Source organism: Enterobacter sp. 01-M-03-SI-ECC (assembly GCF_047530215.1).
Taxonomy (GTDB): Bacteria; Pseudomonadota; Gammaproteobacteria; order Enterobacterales; family Enterobacteriaceae; genus Enterobacter; species Enterobacter chengduensis.
In genome coordinates, this window is sequence record NZ_JBLKDA010000031.1 from 16,175 (window position 1) to 33,287 (window position 17,113).

The 17,113-nt window shown below is 54.2% G+C and carries 16 protein-coding genes; all 16 read left to right on the plus strand.

The window, feature by feature from the left end; genetic code table 11:
* Positions 1-51: 51 nt before the first annotated feature.
* The 16 genes from mnmG to pstA all read left to right on the plus strand — a co-directional run bounded on the left by mnmG (position 52) and on the right by pstA (position 17,074).
* The gene (gene mnmG / locus ACMWKK_RS21555) at positions 52-1,941 is read left to right on the plus strand and encodes a tRNA uridine-5-carboxymethylaminomethyl(34) synthesis enzyme MnmG (RefSeq protein ID WP_406542927.1); all 1,890 of its coding nucleotides are present in this window, start codon (positions 52-54) and stop codon (positions 1,939-1,941) included.
* 107 nt (positions 1,942-2,048) lie between these two features.
* A complete protein-coding gene (rsmG, locus tag ACMWKK_RS21560; protein WP_112780371.1) occupies positions 2,049-2,672 on the plus strand; it encodes a 16S rRNA (guanine(527)-N(7))-methyltransferase RsmG in 624 nt (207 codons plus the stop codon).
* A 616-nt stretch (positions 2,673-3,288) separates the two neighbouring features.
* Positions 3,289-3,669 (plus strand): F0F1 ATP synthase subunit I, encoded by a 381-nt coding sequence (gene atpI, locus ACMWKK_RS21565; protein WP_008500194.1) that lies wholly within the window; start codon positions 3,289-3,291, stop codon positions 3,667-3,669.
* A gap of 8 nt (positions 3,670-3,677) precedes the next feature.
* Positions 3,678-4,493, plus strand: coding sequence for a F0F1 ATP synthase subunit A (atpB, locus tag ACMWKK_RS21570; RefSeq protein ID WP_032644273.1), 816 nt, complete (start codon positions 3,678-3,680; stop codon positions 4,491-4,493).
* Positions 4,494-4,542: 49 nt separating this feature from the next.
* Complete coding sequence (gene atpE / locus ACMWKK_RS21575; protein ID WP_000429386.1) at positions 4,543-4,782, plus strand: F0F1 ATP synthase subunit C; 240 nt, start codon at positions 4,543-4,545, stop codon at positions 4,780-4,782.
* Positions 4,783-4,830: 48 nt separating this feature from the next.
* A complete protein-coding gene (atpF, locus tag ACMWKK_RS21580) occupies positions 4,831-5,301 on the plus strand; it encodes a F0F1 ATP synthase subunit B (protein WP_003862370.1) in 471 nt (156 codons plus the stop codon).
* Between the two features lie 14 nt (positions 5,302-5,315).
* Complete coding sequence (gene atpH, locus ACMWKK_RS21585; protein ID WP_008500192.1) at positions 5,316-5,849, plus strand: F0F1 ATP synthase subunit delta; 534 nt, start codon at positions 5,316-5,318, stop codon at positions 5,847-5,849.
* 12 nt (positions 5,850-5,861) lie between these two features.
* Positions 5,862-7,403: a F0F1 ATP synthase subunit alpha gene (gene atpA, locus ACMWKK_RS21590; RefSeq protein WP_045331218.1), complete on the plus strand. Its 1,542-nt coding sequence runs from the start codon at positions 5,862-5,864 to the stop codon at positions 7,401-7,403.
* Positions 7,404-7,454: 51 nt separating this feature from the next.
* A complete protein-coding gene (gene atpG / locus ACMWKK_RS21595; protein ID WP_032644272.1) occupies positions 7,455-8,318 on the plus strand; it encodes a F0F1 ATP synthase subunit gamma in 864 nt (287 codons plus the stop codon).
* Between the two features lie 31 nt (positions 8,319-8,349).
* Positions 8,350-9,732 (plus strand): F0F1 ATP synthase subunit beta, encoded by a 1,383-nt coding sequence (atpD, locus tag ACMWKK_RS21600; protein WP_003862362.1) that lies wholly within the window; start codon positions 8,350-8,352, stop codon positions 9,730-9,732.
* A 20-nt stretch (positions 9,733-9,752) separates the two neighbouring features.
* Positions 9,753-10,172, plus strand: a complete 420-nt coding sequence (locus ACMWKK_RS21605) for a F0F1 ATP synthase subunit epsilon (RefSeq protein ID WP_006177560.1) — start codon at positions 9,753-9,755, stop codon at positions 10,170-10,172.
* Positions 10,173-10,311: 139 nt separating this feature from the next.
* Positions 10,312-11,682, plus strand: coding sequence for a bifunctional UDP-N-acetylglucosamine diphosphorylase/glucosamine-1-phosphate N-acetyltransferase GlmU (glmU, locus tag ACMWKK_RS21610; protein ID WP_045331215.1), 1,371 nt, complete (start codon positions 10,312-10,314; stop codon positions 11,680-11,682).
* A 224-nt stretch (positions 11,683-11,906) separates the two neighbouring features.
* Positions 11,907-13,736 (plus strand): glutamine--fructose-6-phosphate transaminase (isomerizing), encoded by a 1,830-nt coding sequence (gene glmS / locus ACMWKK_RS21615; RefSeq protein ID WP_045331214.1) that lies wholly within the window; start codon positions 11,907-11,909, stop codon positions 13,734-13,736.
* A gap of 321 nt (positions 13,737-14,057) precedes the next feature.
* Positions 14,058-15,098 (plus strand): phosphate ABC transporter substrate-binding protein PstS, encoded by a 1,041-nt coding sequence (pstS, locus tag ACMWKK_RS21620; protein ID WP_008500186.1) that lies wholly within the window; start codon positions 14,058-14,060, stop codon positions 15,096-15,098.
* Positions 15,099-15,224: 126 nt separating this feature from the next.
* Entirely contained in the window at positions 15,225-16,184 is a 960-nt protein-coding gene (pstC, locus tag ACMWKK_RS21625; protein WP_032644260.1) for a phosphate ABC transporter permease PstC, read from the plus strand.
* Entirely contained in the window at positions 16,184-17,074 is an 891-nt protein-coding gene (gene pstA, locus ACMWKK_RS21630; RefSeq protein WP_112780350.1) for a phosphate ABC transporter permease PstA, read from the plus strand. The genes pstC and pstA overlap by 1 nt, the downstream gene beginning before the upstream one ends.
* The last annotated feature ends 39 nt before the right edge of the window (positions 17,075-17,113 follow it).

Consider the following 17,113-nt stretch of genomic DNA (forward strand, 5'->3'; position numbering starts at 1 on the left):
CGGCCCGGGCTTCAATCCATTTTCATACCGCTTTACGCGAGGCAGACCACCATGTTTTATCAGGATCCTTTTGACGTCATCATCATTGGCGGGGGTCACGCAGGCACTGAGGCCGCAATGGCCGCGGCGCGTATGGGTCAGCAGACCCTGCTTTTGACACACAATATCGACACGCTGGGACAAATGTCCTGTAATCCGGCGATTGGCGGCATTGGGAAAGGACACCTGGTAAAAGAAGTGGATGCACTTGGCGGCCTGATGGCGAAAGCGATCGATCGGGCTGGCATCCAGTTTAGGATACTAAACGCGAGTAAAGGCCCCGCCGTACGTGCGACCCGTGCTCAGGCAGACCGCGTCCTGTACCGTCAGGCGGTGCGTACCGCGCTGGAGAATCAGCCGAACCTGATGATCTTCCAGCAGGCGGTTGAAGATCTTATCGTTGAGAACGATCGCGTCGTGGGCGTTGTAACCCAGATGGGCCTCAAGTTCCGCGCGAAAGCCGTGGTGCTGACCGTAGGCACATTCCTGGACGGTAAAATTCATATCGGTCTGGATAACTACAGCGGTGGCCGTGCGGGCGATCCGCCGTCTATTCCACTGTCTCGTCGTCTGCGTGAACTGCCGCTGCGCGTCAGCCGCCTGAAAACCGGTACGCCGCCGCGTATCGACGCGCGCACCATTGATTTCAGCGTGCTGGCCCAACAGCACGGCGATAACCCAATGCCGGTCTTCTCGTTCATGGGCAATGCGGCACAACATCCGCAGCAGGTACCGTGCTATATCACGCATACCAACGAGAAAACCCATGACGTGATCCGCAATAACCTCGATCGTAGCCCCATGTATGCCGGCGTGATCGAAGGGATCGGCCCACGCTACTGCCCGTCGATCGAAGACAAAGTGATGCGCTTTGCCGATCGTAACCAGCACCAGATCTTCCTGGAGCCGGAAGGGCTGACCTCAAACGAAATTTATCCGAACGGCATCTCCACCAGCCTGCCGTTCGACGTGCAGATGCAGATTGTTCGCTCAATGCAGGGGATGGAGAACGCAAAAATCGTTCGCCCTGGCTACGCTATTGAGTACGATTTCTTCGATCCGCGTGACCTGAAGCCAACCCTGGAGAGCAAATTCATCCACGGTCTGTTCTTCGCGGGGCAGATTAACGGCACCACCGGTTACGAAGAAGCGGCCGCGCAGGGTCTGCTCGCCGGTCTGAACGCCGCGCGCTTCTCAGCTGAGAAAGAGGGCTGGGCACCGGGCCGTTCTCAGGCGTACCTGGGCGTGCTGGTTGACGATCTCTGCACGCTGGGTACCAAAGAACCGTACCGTATGTTTACCTCTCGCGCGGAATATCGCCTGATGCTGCGTGAAGACAACGCCGACCTGCGCCTGACGGAAAAGGGTCGCGAGCTGGGTCTGGTCGATGACGAGCGCTGGGCGCGCTTCAACGAGAAGCTGGAACGCATTGAACAGGAACGTCAGCGTCTGAAAACCACCTGGGTGAATCCGCAGGCGGAAACCGCAGCCGAAGTAAACGCTCACTTAACAGCGCCGCTGTCGCGCGAGGCCAGCGGGGAAGATCTGCTGCGCCGTCCTGAAGTCACCTACGAGAACCTGGTCAAACTGACCGCGTTCGCGCCGGGCCTGGAAGACGCTGCAGCGGCCGAGCAGGTCGAGATCCAGGTGAAGTACGAAGGCTACATCGCGCGTCAGCAGGATGAGATCGAAAAACAGCAGCGCAACGAAAACACGCTGCTGCCGGAAATGCTGGACTACCGTCAGGTCACGGGCCTGTCCAACGAGGTCATCGCCAAGCTGAACGACCACAAACCGGTGTCGATTGGCCAGGCGTCCCGCATCTCGGGCGTTACTCCTGCAGCGATTTCGATCCTGCTGGTGTGGCTGAAAAAGCAGGGCATGCTGCGCCGCAGCGCGTAATTGACATTGCTTTTGGCGGGTGGCGCTTCGCTTACCCGCCCTACTTATTCGTAGGCCCGGTAAGCGGCAGCGCCACCGGGCGAAAAATCTCTAAACAGGTATTCACCGTGCTCAACAAACTCTCTCGTCTGCTGGATCAGGCAGGTATTTCGCTCACCGATCACCAGAAAAATCAGCTGGTGGCCTATGTCGACATGCTGAACAAATGGAACAAAGCGTACAACCTGACGTCGGTACGCGACCCCAACGAGATGCTCGTGCGCCATATTCTCGACAGCATCGTGGTGGCGCCGTATCTAAAAGGCGAGCGTTTTATCGACGTGGGGACGGGCCCTGGTCTGCCGGGCGTTCCGCTGTCGATTGTTCGCCCTGAGAGCCATTTCACGCTGCTGGACAGCCTGGGCAAGCGCGTGCGCTTTTTACGTCAGGTCCAGCATGAGCTGAAGCTTGAGAACATCACGCCCGTGCAGAGCAGGGTAGAGGAATTCCCGGCAGAGCCGCCGTTTGACGGGGTGATCAGCCGCGCATTTGCGTCGCTCAACGATATGGTGAGCTGGTGCAAGCACTTACCTGCGCAAAATGGCCGCTTTTATGCGCTGAAAGGGCAGTTGCCAGGCGATGAGATTGAACAGATTCCGGACGGTTTTGCCGTCGAGTCTATTGAGAAATTACAGATTCCCCAGCTCGAAGGCGAACGTCATCTGGTGATAATTAAGCCAAACAATTTTTAAAAAATTAATAAAAAATGTGGAATTCGTGCTGTTCTTATCATGTTAAAAAACAGCACAACTACCGGGGATTTACCGGTGAGCTTTTAACCTCTGCTTCACTAAGGTTTTTCTTCCGGTTAACCTGGCACCTATTATTCACCAGTAAGATAGTCATCTTTGAAAATATAAGTCTGCTAAAAGTGGAAGGCAGTAACCAGAACGTAATGTTAATTGTTTATTAAGAATGTCAATAAAAGGTTTTTATTGTGTACTGGGCTGTTTTGAAAATAGTTACGACGTTTTGCTTTTAATTTCATAAAGATAAAATTCTGCGATTTGAGTCTTTGATAAATACAACCTTATTGCAAATGTGTGTTTTGTGATCTCGTGCACGCTTTATCACCAACGTTTTCGCGCTGTTTGCAGTTTTGGTCGAAGGTTGGCGCTTAAAGCGAAAGTTAAAAAATAGCGGCAGGGAAAAATATTTAAACATTTATTCACCTTTTCGCTACTTAATGTTTGAAATCACGGGTGCGCACCGTATAATTTGACCGCTTTTTGATGCTTGACTCTGAGCCTTAAAGGACGTTTTATACGACACGCGGCATACCTCGAAGGGAGCAGGAGTAAAAACGTGATGTCTGTGTCGCTCTTGAGTAGAAACGTTGCTCGTAAGCTTCTGTTCATTCAGTTTCTGGCTGTGATAGCAAGTGGACTGCTGTTTAGCCTCAAAGACCCCTTCTGGGGCATCTCCGCCGTGTGCGGGGGTTTGGCGGTAGTGCTGCCAAACGTGTTGTTTATGATTTTTGCCTGGCGTCATCAGGCGCATACACCCGCCAAAGGCCGCGTGGCCTGGTCCTTCGCCCTCGGCGAAGTCTGTAAGGTGTTGCTGACCTTTGCTCTACTGGTGATGGCGCTGGCGGTTTTGAAAGTGGTCTTCATGCCGCTGATAGCAACGTGGGTTTTGGTGCTGGTGGTACAAGTTCTGGCTCCAGCTGTAATCAATAACAAAGGGTAAAAGGCATCATGGCTTCAGAAAATATGACGCCGCAGGATTACATAGGTCACCATCTGAATAACCTTCAGCTGGACCTGCGTACATTCTCGCTGGTGGATCCACATAACCCCCCGGCCACCTTCTGGACGATCAACATCGACTCCATGTTCTTCTCGGTGGTTTTGGGTCTTCTGTTCCTGGCCATGTTCCGCGGTGTTGCTAAACGAGCGACCAGCGGTGTTCCAGGGAAATTCCAGACGTTCGTTGAGATGATCATCGGCTTCGTCCATGGCAGCGTGAAAGACATGTACCATGGTAAGAGCAAGCTGATTGCTCCGCTGGCCCTGACCGTGTTCGTTTGGGTCTTCCTGATGAACCTGATGGACCTGCTGCCAATCGATCTGCTGCCGTTTATCGGCGAGCACATCTTCGGCCTGCCTGCGCTGCGTGTGGTACCGTCTGCGGACGTGAACATCACCCTGTCGATGGCGCTGGGCGTGTTTATCCTGATTCTTTTCTACAGCATCAAAATGAAAGGCGTAAGCGGCTTTGTGAAAGAGCTTACCTTGCAGCCGTTCAACCACTGGGCGTTTATTCCGGTCAACCTGATCCTGGAAGGCGTTAGCCTGCTGTCCAAACCTGTTTCACTGGGTCTGCGACTGTTCGGCAACATGTATGCGGGTGAGCTGATTTTCATTCTGATCGCGGGTCTTCTGCCGTGGTGGTCACAGTGGGTTCTGAATGTGCCGTGGGCCATTTTCCACATCCTGATCATTACGCTGCAAGCCTTTATCTTCATGGTTCTGACGATCGTCTATCTGTCGATGGCGTCTGAAGAGCACTGATTTTTTATCAACACTACTACGTTTTAATTGAAACAAACTGGAGACTGTCATGGAAAACCTGAATATGGATCTGCTGTACATGGCTGCCGCTGTGATGATGGGTCTGGCGGCTATCGGTGCTGCGATCGGTATCGGCATCCTCGGGGGCAAATTCCTGGAAGGCGCAGCGCGTCAACCTGATCTGATTCCTCTGCTGCGTACTCAGTTCTTTATCGTTATGGGTCTGGTGGATGCTATCCCAATGATCGCTGTAGGTCTGGGTCTGTACGTGATGTTTGCTGTCGCGTAGTAGTAGTTTTAAAACCCTAAGCCACAGATATTAAAGAGGTATTGTGCTGTGAACATGAACGCAACAATCCTCGGCCAGGCCATCGCGTTTATTCTCTTTGTCTGGTTCTGCATGAAGTATGTATGGCCGCCTTTAATGGCTGCCATCGAAAAACGTCAGAAAGAAATTGCTGACGGTCTGGCTTCTGCAGAACGCGCTAAGAAAGATTTGGACCTTGCACAGGCCAACGCGACAGACCAGCTGAAAAAAGCGAAAGCGGAAGCTCAGGTTATCATCGAACAGGCTAACAAACGCCGTTCGCAGATCCTGGACGAAGCCAAAGCTGAAGCAGAACAGGAACGTACTAAGATCGTGACACAGGCTCAGGCTGAAATTGAAGCTGAGCGTAAACGTGCTCGTGAAGAACTGCGTAAGCAGGTTGCGATTCTGGCTGTTGCTGGCGCCGAGAAGATCATCGAACGTTCCGTGGATGAAGCTGCTAACAGCGACATCGTGGACAAACTTGTCGCTGAACTGTAAGGAGGGAGGGGCTGATGTCTGAATTTGTTACGGTAGCTCGCCCCTACGCCAAAGCAGCTTTTGACTTTGCTATCGAACACCAAAATGTCGATCGCTGGCAGAATATGCTGGCGTTTGCCGCTGAGGTGACGAAAAACGAACAAATGGCCGAATTGCTTTCCGGTGCGTTAGCACCTGAAACTCTCGCCGCGTCGTTTATCGCCGTGTGCGGAGAGCAACTGGATGCCAACGGCCAGAACCTGATTAAGGTGATGGCAGAAAATGGTCGTCTCCGTGTGCTCCCGGATGTTCTCGAGCAGTTTGAGCACTTACGTGCCCTTAGTGAAGCTACCGCTGAAGTCGAAGTGACTTCTGCAACTGAACTGAGTGACGAACAGCTTGCGAAAATCACCGCCGCGATGGAAAAACGTCTGTCACGCAAAGTTAAGCTGAATTGCAAAATCGATAAGTCTGTAATGGCAGGCGTAATCATCCGCTCGGGTGATATGGTCATTGATGGCAGCGTACGCGGCCGTCTTGAGCGCCTTGCAGACGTCTTGCAGTCTTAAGGGGACTGGAGCATGCAACTGAATTCCACCGAAATCAGCGAACTGATCAAGCAGCGCATTGCTCAGTTCAATGTTGTGAGTGAAGCTCACAACGAAGGTACTATTGTTTCTGTAAGTGACGGTGTTATCCGCATCCACGGCCTGGCCGATTGTATGCAGGGTGAGATGATTTCCCTGCCGGGTAACCGTTACGCTATCGCACTGAACCTGGAGCGTGACTCCGTAGGTGCAGTTGTGATGGGTCCATACGCTGACCTCGCCGAAGGCATGAAGGTTAAGTGTACTGGCCGTATTCTGGAAGTGCCGGTTGGCCGTGGCCTGCTGGGTCGCGTTGTTAACACCCTGGGTGCGCCAATCGACGGTAAAGGTCCGGTTGAGCACGATGGCTTCTCCCCAATCGAAGTTATCGCACCAGGCGTTATCGATCGTCAGTCCGTCGATCAGCCTGTTCAGACAGGTTATAAGTCCGTTGATGCCATGATCCCAATCGGTCGTGGTCAGCGTGAACTGATCATCGGTGACCGTCAGACCGGTAAAACCGCGATGGCTGTTGACGCCATCATCAACCAGCGTGACTCCGGTATCAAATGTGTGTACGTGGCCATCGGCCAGAAAGCGTCCACCATTTCCAACGTGGTTCGTAAACTGGAAGAGCACGGCGCGCTGGCTAACACCATCGTTGTTGTGGCTACCGCTTCTGAATCTGCTGCACTGCAATACCTGGCGCCATACGCCGGTTGCGCAATGGGCGAATACTTCCGTGACCGCGGTGAAGATGCGCTGATCGTATACGATGACCTGTCTAAACAGGCTGTTGCTTATCGTCAGGTTTCCCTGCTGCTCCGTCGTCCACCTGGACGTGAAGCATTCCCTGGCGACGTATTCTACCTCCACTCTCGTCTGCTGGAGCGTGCTTCCCGCGTTAACGCGGAATACGTCGAGAACTTCACCAAAGGTGAAGTGAAGGGTAAAACGGGCTCACTGACCGCTCTGCCGATCATTGAAACCCAGGCGGGTGACGTTTCTGCGTTCGTTCCGACCAACGTAATTTCCATTACCGATGGTCAGATCTTCCTGGAAACCAACCTGTTTAACTCCGGTATTCGTCCGGCAGTTAACCCGGGTATCTCCGTATCCCGTGTTGGTGGTGCTGCTCAGACCAAGATCATCAAGAAACTGTCCGGTGGTATCCGTACCGCGCTGGCACAGTATCGTGAACTGGCTGCGTTCTCTCAGTTCGCATCCGATCTGGACGAAGCAACCCGTAAACAGCTGAGCCACGGTCAGAAAGTGACCGAGCTGCTGAAGCAGAAACAGTACGCACCTATGTCTGTTGCTCAGCAGGGCCTGGTACTGTTCGCGGCTGAACGCGGTTACCTCGAAGATGTGGAACTGGCGAAAATCGGTAGCTTCGAAGCCGCTCTGCTGGCTTACGTCGACCGTGATCACGCTCCGCTGATGCAAGAGATCAACCAGACCGGTGGCTATAACGACGAAATCGAAGGCAAGCTGAAAGCTATCCTCGATTCCTTCAAAGCAACCCAATCCTGGTAATCGTCCGGCGGCTTGTCTCAGGACAAGCCGCCTGGCATTGAGGAGAAGCTCATGGCCGGCGCAAAAGAGATACGTAGTAAGATCGCAAGCGTCCAGAACACGCAAAAGATCACTAAAGCGATGGAGATGGTCGCCGCTTCCAAAATGCGTAAATCGCAGGATCGCATGGCGGCCAGCCGTCCTTATGCAGAAACCATGCGCAAAGTGATTGGTCACCTTGCAAACGGTAATCTGGAATATAAGCACCCTTACCTGGAAGAACGCGACGTTAAGCGCGTGGGCTACCTGGTGGTGTCGACCGACCGTGGTCTGTGTGGCGGCTTGAACATTAACCTGTTCAAAAAACTGCTGGCGGATATGAAAGCATGGTCTGAAAAAGGCGTTCAGTGCGATATCGCAATGATCGGCTCTAAAGGCGTCTCTTTCTTTAACTCCGTTGGTGGCAACATTGTCGCTCAGGTGACCGGTATGGGTGATAACCCGTCCCTGTCCGAACTGATCGGCCCGGTTAAAGTGATGTTGCAGGCCTACGATGAAGGCCGTCTGGACAGACTGTACGTTGTCAGCAACAAATTTATTAACACCATGTCTCAGGTGCCTACGATCACTCAGATGCTGCCTTTACCGGCATCAGAAGATGACGAGCTGAAGCACAAAGCCTGGGATTACCTGTATGAACCCGATCCGAAACCGCTGCTGGATACCCTGCTGCGTCGTTACGTTGAATCACAGGTTTATCAGGGCGTTGTAGAAAACCTGGCCAGCGAGCAGGCCGCACGAATGGTGGCGATGAAAGCCGCGACCGATAATGGCGGCAGCCTGATTAAAGAGCTGCAGTTGGTTTACAACAAAGCTCGTCAGGCCAGCATTACTCAGGAACTCACCGAGATCGTCTCGGGGGCCGCCGCGGTTTAACCAGGTTTACGAATTACGTAGAGGATTCAAGATGGCTACTGGAAAGATTGTCCAGGTAATCGGCGCCGTGGTGGACGTCGAGTTCCCTCAGGACGCCGTACCACGCGTGTACGACGCGCTTGAGGTACAGAATGGTAACGAGAGCCTGGTGCTGGAAGTTCAGCAGCAGCTCGGCGGCGGTATCGTGCGTACCATCGCGATGGGTTCTTCCGACGGTCTGCGTCGTGGTCTGGAAGTTAAAGACCTTGAGCACCCGATCGAAGTCCCGGTAGGTAAAGCAACACTGGGTCGTATCATGAACGTATTGGGTCAACCAATCGACATGAAAGGCGACATCGGTGAAGAAGAGCGTTGGGCTATCCACCGTGCGGCACCTTCCTACGAAGAGCTGTCCAGCTCTCAGGAACTGCTGGAAACCGGTATCAAAGTTATCGACCTGATGTGTCCGTTCGCGAAGGGCGGTAAAGTCGGTCTGTTCGGTGGTGCGGGTGTAGGTAAAACCGTAAACATGATGGAGCTGATCCGTAACATCGCGATCGAGCACTCCGGTTACTCTGTGTTTGCGGGCGTAGGTGAACGTACTCGTGAGGGTAACGACTTCTACCACGAAATGACCGACTCCAACGTTCTGGACAAAGTATCCCTGGTTTACGGCCAGATGAACGAGCCACCTGGAAACCGTCTGCGCGTTGCGCTGACCGGTCTGACAATGGCTGAGAAGTTCCGTGACGAAGGCCGTGACGTTCTGCTGTTTGTTGATAACATCTATCGTTACACCCTGGCCGGTACGGAAGTATCTGCACTGCTGGGTCGTATGCCTTCAGCGGTAGGTTATCAGCCTACGCTGGCGGAAGAGATGGGTGTTCTTCAGGAACGTATCACCTCTACCAAAACCGGTTCTATCACCTCCGTTCAGGCGGTATACGTACCTGCGGATGACTTGACTGACCCATCTCCAGCCACCACCTTTGCGCACTTAGACGCAACCGTGGTACTGAGCCGTCAGATCGCGTCTCTGGGTATCTACCCGGCCGTTGACCCGCTGGACTCCACCAGCCGTCAGCTGGATCCACTGGTTGTGGGTCAGGAACACTACGACACCGCGCGTGGCGTACAGTCCCTGCTGCAGCGTTACCAGGAACTGAAAGACATCATCGCCATCCTGGGTATGGATGAGCTGTCTGAAGAAGACAAACTGGTGGTAGCACGCGCGCGTAAGATCCAGCGCTTCCTGTCCCAGCCGTTCTTCGTTGCGGAAGTATTCACCGGTTCTCCAGGTAAATACGTTTCCCTGAAAGACACCATCCGTGGCTTCAAAGGCATCATGGAAGGCGAATACGATCACCTGCCGGAGCAGGCGTTCTACATGGTTGGTTCCATCGAAGAAGCAGTGGAAAAAGCCAAAAAACTTTAACGCCTTAATCGGAGGGTGATATGGCAATGACTTACCACCTGGACGTCGTCAGCGCAGAGCAACAAATGTTCTCTGGTCTGGTCGAGAAAATCCAGGTAACGGGTAGTGAAGGTGAACTGGGTATTTTCCCGGGTCACGCACCGCTGCTCACCGCCATTAAGCCTGGTATGATCCGCATCGTTAAACAGTTCGGTCACGAAGAGTTTATCTATCTGTCCGGCGGCATTCTTGAAGTGCAGCCTGGCAGTGTGACCGTTCTGGCCGATACCGCTATTCGTGGCCAGGATCTCGACGAAGCGCGAGCCCTGGAATCGAAGCGTAAGGCTGAAGAGCACATTAGCAGCTCTCATGGTGACGTGGATTACGCTCAGGCGTCTGCGGAGCTGGCCAAAGCGATCGCGAAACTGCGCGTTATCGAGTTGACCAAAAAAGCGATGTAACACCGGCTTGAAAAGCACAAAAGCCAGTCTGGATACCAGGCTGGCTTTTTTTTTTCGGCCTTAATTCATGATGAAAAAGATGTAGAATTTTAAGCATCAAACGTTTTTACTTCACACTCAAACTACCGTCAGGATGCGTATGTCAAACAGTGCGATGAGCGTGGTGATCCTTGCCGCTGGCAAAGGGACCCGCATGTATTCCGATCTGCCGAAGGTGCTCCACACGCTTGCAGGAAAGCCAATGGTGCAGCATGTCATTGATGCAGCGAATGAACTGGGGGCCCGCCAGGTTCACCTGGTCTACGGCCACGGCGGCGATCTGCTTAAAGAAACGCTGAGCGACGACAAGCTCAACTGGGTGCTTCAGGCCGAACAGCTGGGTACTGGCCATGCGATGCAGCAGGCAGCGCCCTTCTTTGCGGATGACGAAGACATTTTGATGCTCTACGGCGATGTCCCGCTGATCTCCGTTGAGACCCTGACCCGCCTGCGTGAAGCCAAACCGCAGGGCGGCATCGGTTTGCTGACCGTCGTGCTGGACGATCCAAGCGGTTATGGCCGCATCACCCGTGAAAACGGCAGCGTAACGGGGATCGTTGAACACAAAGATGCCAGCGACGAACAGCGTCAGATTCAGGAGATCAACACCGGTATCCTGATTGCCAACGGCGCGGATATGAAGCGCTGGCTGTCGAATCTCAACAACAATAACGCGCAGGGTGAATACTACATCACCGACATCATCGCGATGGCGTACCGTGAAGGGCGCGAGATTGCGGCGGTTCATCCGGCGCGTATTAGCGAAACCGAAGGGGTGAATAACCGCCTTCAGCTTTCCCGTCTGGAGCGCGTTTATCAGTCCGAACAGGCTGAAAAACTGCTGCTGGCAGGCGTGATGCTGCGCGATCCGGCGCGTTTCGATCTGCGTGGTTCGTTATCTCACGGGCGTGACGTTGAAATTGATACTAACGTTATCCTCGAAGGTCACGTCACGCTGGGCAACCGCGTCAAAATTGGCGCCGGCTGCGTGATTAAAAACAGCGTTATCGGTGACGACTGCGAAATCAGCCCGTACAGCGTGGTGGAAGACGCCCGTCTGGATGCGGCCTGCACCATCGGCCCGTTCGCGCGTCTGCGCCCAGGGGCTGAGCTGCTGGAAGGCGCTCACGTGGGTAACTTCGTCGAAATGAAAAAAGCGCGTCTGGGGAAAGGCTCAAAGGCCGGCCATCTGACCTATCTGGGTGACGCGGAAATTGGCGACAACGTGAATATTGGTGCAGGGACGATCACCTGTAACTATGACGGCGCGAATAAGTTTAAAACCATCATCGGTGATGATGTGTTCGTGGGCTCTGATACGCAGCTGGTGGCGCCTGTTACCGTGGGTAACGGGGTAACGATTGCTGCCGGGACGACGGTGACGCGAGACGTCGCCGATAATGAGCTGGTGCTCAGCCGCGTGCCGCAGGTTCACAAGCAGGGCTGGAAACGCCCTGTGAAGAAAAAGTAACAACAAGGCGGGTGGCGCTACGCTTACCTGCCCTACGATTGAGTAGGTCTGATAAGGCGTAGCCGTCATCAGGCAAACCCGGGAGAGGAGATAAATATATATTTCCCCCCACAAGCAGTACCCATAAAAATAACCCCACTCTCTACAAGGCTCGGGGCACCCGGAAAGGGTAAATACAGGTCAGCGACAACGCAGGCATCATGCCTAAATTCGGAATCTAAAATATGTGTGGAATTGTTGGCGCAGTTGCGCAGCGTGATATTGCTGAAATCCTTCTCGAAGGTTTACGTCGTCTGGAATACCGTGGTTACGACTCTGCCGGTCTGGCCGTCGTCGATGCAGAAGGTCACATGACCCGTCTGCGCCGTCTCGGTAAAGTGCAGATGCTGGCCCAGGCCGCGGAAGAACATCCGCTGCACGGTGGTACCGGTATTGCGCACACCCGCTGGGCGACGCACGGCGAACCGTCTGAAGGTAACGCGCACCCGCATGTGTCTGAACACATCGTGGTCGTGCACAACGGCATTATTGAAAACCACGAACCGCTGCGCGAAGAACTGAAGGCGCGCGGCTACACCTTCGTCTCTGAAACCGACACCGAAGTGATTGCTCACCTGGTGCACTGGGAGCTAAAGCAGGGCGGTACACTGCGTGATGCGGTGCTGCGCGCTATCCCTCAGCTGCGCGGTGCGTACGGCACGGTGATCATGGATTCCCGCGATCCGTCCACGCTGCTGGCAGCGCGTTCCGGTAGCCCGATGGTGATCGGTCTGGGCATGGGCGAAAACTTTATCGCGTCTGACCAGCTGGCGCTCCTGCCGGTTACCCGTCGCTTTATCTTCCTTGAAGAGGGTGATATCGCGGAAGTGACTCGCCGCAGCGTGACCGTGTTCGATACCAAAGGCGAGCAGGTGAAGCGTCAGGAGATCGAATCGAATCTGCAGTACGACGCGGGCGACAAAGGCGCTTACCGTCACTACATGCAGAAAGAAATCTACGAGCAGCCGAACGCCATCAAAAACACCCTCACCGGGCGCATCAGCCACGGTGAAGTGGATCTGAGCGAGCTGGGCGCAAACGCGAACGAACTGCTCGGCAAGGTTGAGCATATTCAGATCGTTGCCTGCGGTACTTCGTATAACTCCGGTATGGTTTCTCGCTACTGGTTTGAATCCCTGGCGGGCGTGCCGTGCGATGTAGAAATCGCGTCTGAATTCCGCTACCGCAAGTCAGCGGTACGCCGTAACAGCCTGATGATCACCCTTTCCCAGTCCGGCGAAACGGCGGACACGCTGGCCGCGCTGCGTCTCTCTAAAGAGCTGGGTTACCTGGGCTCGCTGGCCATCTGTAACGTTCCTGGCTCTTCCCTGGTGCGTGAATCCGATCTGGCGCTGATGACCAAAGCAGGCACCGAAATCGGCGTGGCCTCCACCAAAGCGTTTACCACTCAGCTGACCGTTCTGCTGATGCTGGTGGCGAAGCTGGCGCGTCTGAAAGGCGAAGATGCTTCCGTTGAGCATGATATCGTTCACGGCCTGCAGGCGCTGCCGAGCCGTATTGAGCAGATGCTGTCTCAGGACAAACGCATTGAAGCCCTGGCGGAAGATTTCTCTGACAAACATCACGCCCTGTTCCTGGGTCGTGGCGATCAGTATCCGATTGCGCTGGAAGGCGCGCTGAAGCTGAAAGAGATCTCTTACATTCACGCGGAAGCATACGCGGCAGGCGAGCTGAAGCACGGCCCGCTGGCGCTGATTGACGCTGATATGCCGGTCATCGTTGTGGCACCTAACAACGAACTGCTGGAGAAACTGAAATCTAACATCGAAGAGGTGCGCGCCCGCGGCGGTGTCCTGTACGTCTTCGCCGACAAAGATGCCGGTTTTGTCAGCAATGACAACATGCACATCATCGAGATGCCGCATGTGGAAGAGGTGATTGCGCCGATCTTCTACACCGTTCCGCTGCAGCTTCTGGCCTATCACGTGGCGCTGATCAAAGGCACCGACGTTGACCAGCCGCGTAACCTGGCGAAATCTGTTACCGTAGAATAATCCCTTCAGGCTCCACCTTCGGGTGGAGCTTTTTTATCCCGCCCGGCTTGTTTTTCATCACTCCTTTCTCGTTTTTAATAATGACAATTTGTCATCTTCAGCTACTTTTTTGAGTGTCACATAAAGAAAATATTTCTGAAAACGTCTTGTCATAAAAGTGGCTAACGTAATGAAATTTAAGGTTTATTTTGCTTATTTTTAAGTGAAATTTCCGTTGTCATAAAACTGTCATAATTCGTACATTTATCTGTCACCTGTTTGTCCTATTTTGCTCATCGTAGCCACTAAACAACGATTTACGAAAATCTTGCAGGAGACATTATGAAAGTTATGCGTACCACTGTCGCAACTGTTGTCGCCGCGACCTTATCTCTGAGCGCGTTCTCTGTATTTGCAGAAGCAAGCCTGACTGGCGCTGGTGCAACCTTCCCTGCGCCGGTGTATGCCAAATGGGCGGATACCTACCAGAAAGAAACCGGTAACAAGGTTAACTATCAGGGTATCGGCTCCTCCGGTGGCGTGAAACAAATTACCGCGAACACGGTTGATTTCGGCGCATCTGATGCTCCGCTGTCTGATGACAAACTGGCTCAGGAAGGCCTGTTCCAGTTCCCTACCGTGATCGGTGGCGTGGTTCTGGCCATCAACCTGCCGGGCGTGAAGTCGGGCGAGCTGGTGCTGGACGGCAAAACTCTGGGCGACATCTACCTGGGTAAAATCAAAAAATGGGATGACGAAGCGATCGCTAAACTCAACCCAGGCCTGAAGCTGCCTTCTCAGAACATCGCCGTGGTGCGCCGCGCGGATGGTTCCGGTACCTCTTTCGTGTTCACCAGCTACCTGGCGAAAGTGAACGAAGAGTGGAAATCTAAAGTCGGCTCCGGCTCTACCGTTAACTGGCCTACCGGTCTGGGCGGTAAAGGTAACGACGGTATCGCCGCGTTCGTTCAGCGTCTGCCGGGTTCCATCGGCTACGTAGAGTATGCCTATGCGAAGCAGAACAACCTGTCCTACACCAAACTGGTTTCCGCCGACGGCAAACCGGTTAGCCCGACCGAAGAGAACTTTGCTAACGCCGCCAAAGGCGCTGACTGGAGCAAATCCTTCGCGCAGGATCTGACTAACCAGAAGGGCGAAGGTGCATGGCCAATCACCTCTACCACCTTCATCCTGGTGCACAAAGAGCAGAAGAAACCTGAGCAGGGCGCAGAAGTGCTGAAGTTCTTCGACTGGGCATACAAAAACGGCGGCAAACAGGCTAACGCTCTGGATTACGCCACCCTGCCGGACAACGTGGTTGAGCAGATTCGCGCTGCATGGAAAACCAACGTGAAAGACAGCAGCGGTAAAGCATTGTATTAATTTAGCATTCTGACGAAAATGGCGGGTGGCGCTGACGCTTACCCGGCCTACGGTTCAGAATGTAGGCCGGGTAAGCGTAAGCGCCACCCGGCGATTTCGTAAACGCGTTTAACAGAAGAGTAATTTATGGCTGCAACCAAGCCTGCATTTAACCCTCCGGGTAAAAAAGGTGACATGATTTTCAGCGCGCTGGTCAAACTGGCTGCGCTGATTGTGCTATTGCTGCTGGGCGGCATTATCGTGTCTCTGATTTTCTCCTCATGGCCGAGCATCCAGAAATTCGGTTTCTCCTTCCTGTGGACCAAAGAGTGGGACGCGCCGAACGACGTTTACGGTGCGCTGGTGCCCATTTACGGCACGCTGGTGACCTCGTTCATCGCCCTGCTGATTGCGGTTCCGGTGAGCTTTGGTATTGCCCTGTTCCTGACGGAGCTGGCGCCAGGCTGGCTGCGTCGCCCGCTGGGTATCGCCATTGAACTGCTGGCGGCCATTCCGAGTATCGTCTACGGCATGTGGGGCCTGTTTATCTTTGCTCCGCTGTTCGCCACGTACTTCCAGGAGCCGGTTGGAAATGTGCTTTCCGCCATTCCGTTTGTCGGGGCGCTGTTCTCTGGCCCGGCGTTCGGTATCGGCATTCTGGCGGCTGGGGTGATCCTCGCCATCATGATTATTCCGTACATTGCGGCGGTCATGCGCGATGTCTTCGAACAAACGCCGGTGATGATGAAAGAGTCGGCCTACGGCATCGGCTGCACTACTTGGGAAGTGATCTGGCGCATTGTCCTTCCGTTCACCAAAAATGGGGTGATCGGCGGCGTGATGCTGGGCCTGGGTCGTGCGCTGGGTGAAACCATGGCGGTGACCTTTATCATCGGTAACACCTACCAGCTCGACAGCGCGTCGCTCTACATGCCGGGTAACAGTATTACCTCGGCGCTGGCGAATGAATTTGCGGAAGCGGAATCGGGGCTGCACGTGGCGGCGCTGATGGAGCTGGGCCTGATTCTGTTCGTTATCACCTTCATTGTTCTGGCGATTTCCAAACTGATGATTATGCGCCTCGCTAAAAATGAGGGAGCACGCTAATGGCCACTCTCGAAATGCAAGCTACCGCTGAACTGGCGGAATCCCGCCGCAAAATGCAGGCCAGACGCCGCATGAAAAACCGTATTGCGTTGACGCTTTCTATGGCGACGATGGCATTCGGCCTGTTCTGGCTGGTCTGGATCCTCTTCTCGACGGTCGTTCGCGGGATAGACGGGATGTCCCTGTCGCTGTTCACCGAAATGACGCCGCCGCCAAACACGGCGGGCGGTGGCCTGGCGAATGCCCTGGCGGGCAGCGGCTTGCTGATCCTTTGGGCAACGGTCTTCGGCACGCCGCTGGGCATCATGGCAGGTATCTACCTGGCTGAATACGGTCGTAAATCCGTGCTCGCGGAAGTCATTCGCTTCATCAACGACATTTTGCTGTCTGCACCGTCTATCGTCGTGGGTCTGTTTGTTTACACCGTGGTGGTGGCGCAGATGGAACACTTCTCCGGCTGGGCGGGCGTGATTGCGCTGGCGCTGCTGCAGGTGCCGATTGTCATTCGTACCACCGAGAACATGTTGAAACTGGTGCCGGACAGCCTGCGTGAAGCGGCTTATGCGTTGGGTACGCCGAAATGGAAGATGATTTCTGCGATTACGCTGAAAGCGTCCATTTCCGGGATCATGACCGGTATCCTGCTGGCCGTTGCGCGTATTGCCGGTGAAACGGCGCCGCTGCTGTTTACCTCCCTCTCCAACCAGTTCTGGAGCACGGACATGATGCAGCCGATCGCCAACCTGCCGGTGACGATCTTTAAATTTGCGATGAGCCCCTTCGCGGAATGGCAGCAGCTGGCCTGGGCCGGCGTGCTGATCATTACCCTTTGCGTACTGTTGCTGAACATTCTGGCGCGCGTCATTTTCGCGAAGAAGAAACACGGTTAATTTTTTACGGCGCGGCAGCTCGCGGCGCCGAATGAGGAA

Bases quoted from the DNA above. Each gene is read 5' to 3' on its own strand.
- mnmG (WP_406542927.1), top strand. From the start codon at position 52: ATGTTTTATCAGGATCCTTTTGACGTCATCATCATTGGCGGGGGTCAC.
- atpI (WP_008500194.1), top strand. From the start codon at position 3,289: ATGTCTGTGTCGCTCTTGAGTAGAAACGTTGCTCGTAAGCTTCTGTTC.
- atpB (WP_032644273.1), top strand. From the start codon at position 3,678: ATGGCTTCAGAAAATATGACGCCGCAGGATTACATAGGTCACCATCTG.
- atpE (WP_000429386.1), top strand. From the start codon at position 4,543: ATGGAAAACCTGAATATGGATCTGCTGTACATGGCTGCCGCTGTGATG.
- atpH (WP_008500192.1), top strand. From the start codon at position 5,316: ATGTCTGAATTTGTTACGGTAGCTCGCCCCTACGCCAAAGCAGCTTTT.
- atpA (WP_045331218.1), top strand. From the start codon at position 5,862: ATGCAACTGAATTCCACCGAAATCAGCGAACTGATCAAGCAGCGCATT.
- atpG (WP_032644272.1), top strand. From the start codon at position 7,455: ATGGCCGGCGCAAAAGAGATACGTAGTAAGATCGCAAGCGTCCAGAAC.
- atpD (WP_003862362.1), top strand. From the start codon at position 8,350: ATGGCTACTGGAAAGATTGTCCAGGTAATCGGCGCCGTGGTGGACGTC.
- ACMWKK_RS21605 (WP_006177560.1), top strand. From the start codon at position 9,753: ATGGCAATGACTTACCACCTGGACGTCGTCAGCGCAGAGCAACAAATG.
- glmU (WP_045331215.1), top strand. From the start codon at position 10,312: ATGTCAAACAGTGCGATGAGCGTGGTGATCCTTGCCGCTGGCAAAGGG.
- glmS (WP_045331214.1), top strand. From the start codon at position 11,907: ATGTGTGGAATTGTTGGCGCAGTTGCGCAGCGTGATATTGCTGAAATC.
- pstS (WP_008500186.1), top strand. From the start codon at position 14,058: ATGAAAGTTATGCGTACCACTGTCGCAACTGTTGTCGCCGCGACCTTA.
- pstC (WP_032644260.1), top strand. From the start codon at position 15,225: ATGGCTGCAACCAAGCCTGCATTTAACCCTCCGGGTAAAAAAGGTGAC.
- pstA (WP_112780350.1), top strand. From the start codon at position 16,184: ATGGCCACTCTCGAAATGCAAGCTACCGCTGAACTGGCGGAATCCCGC.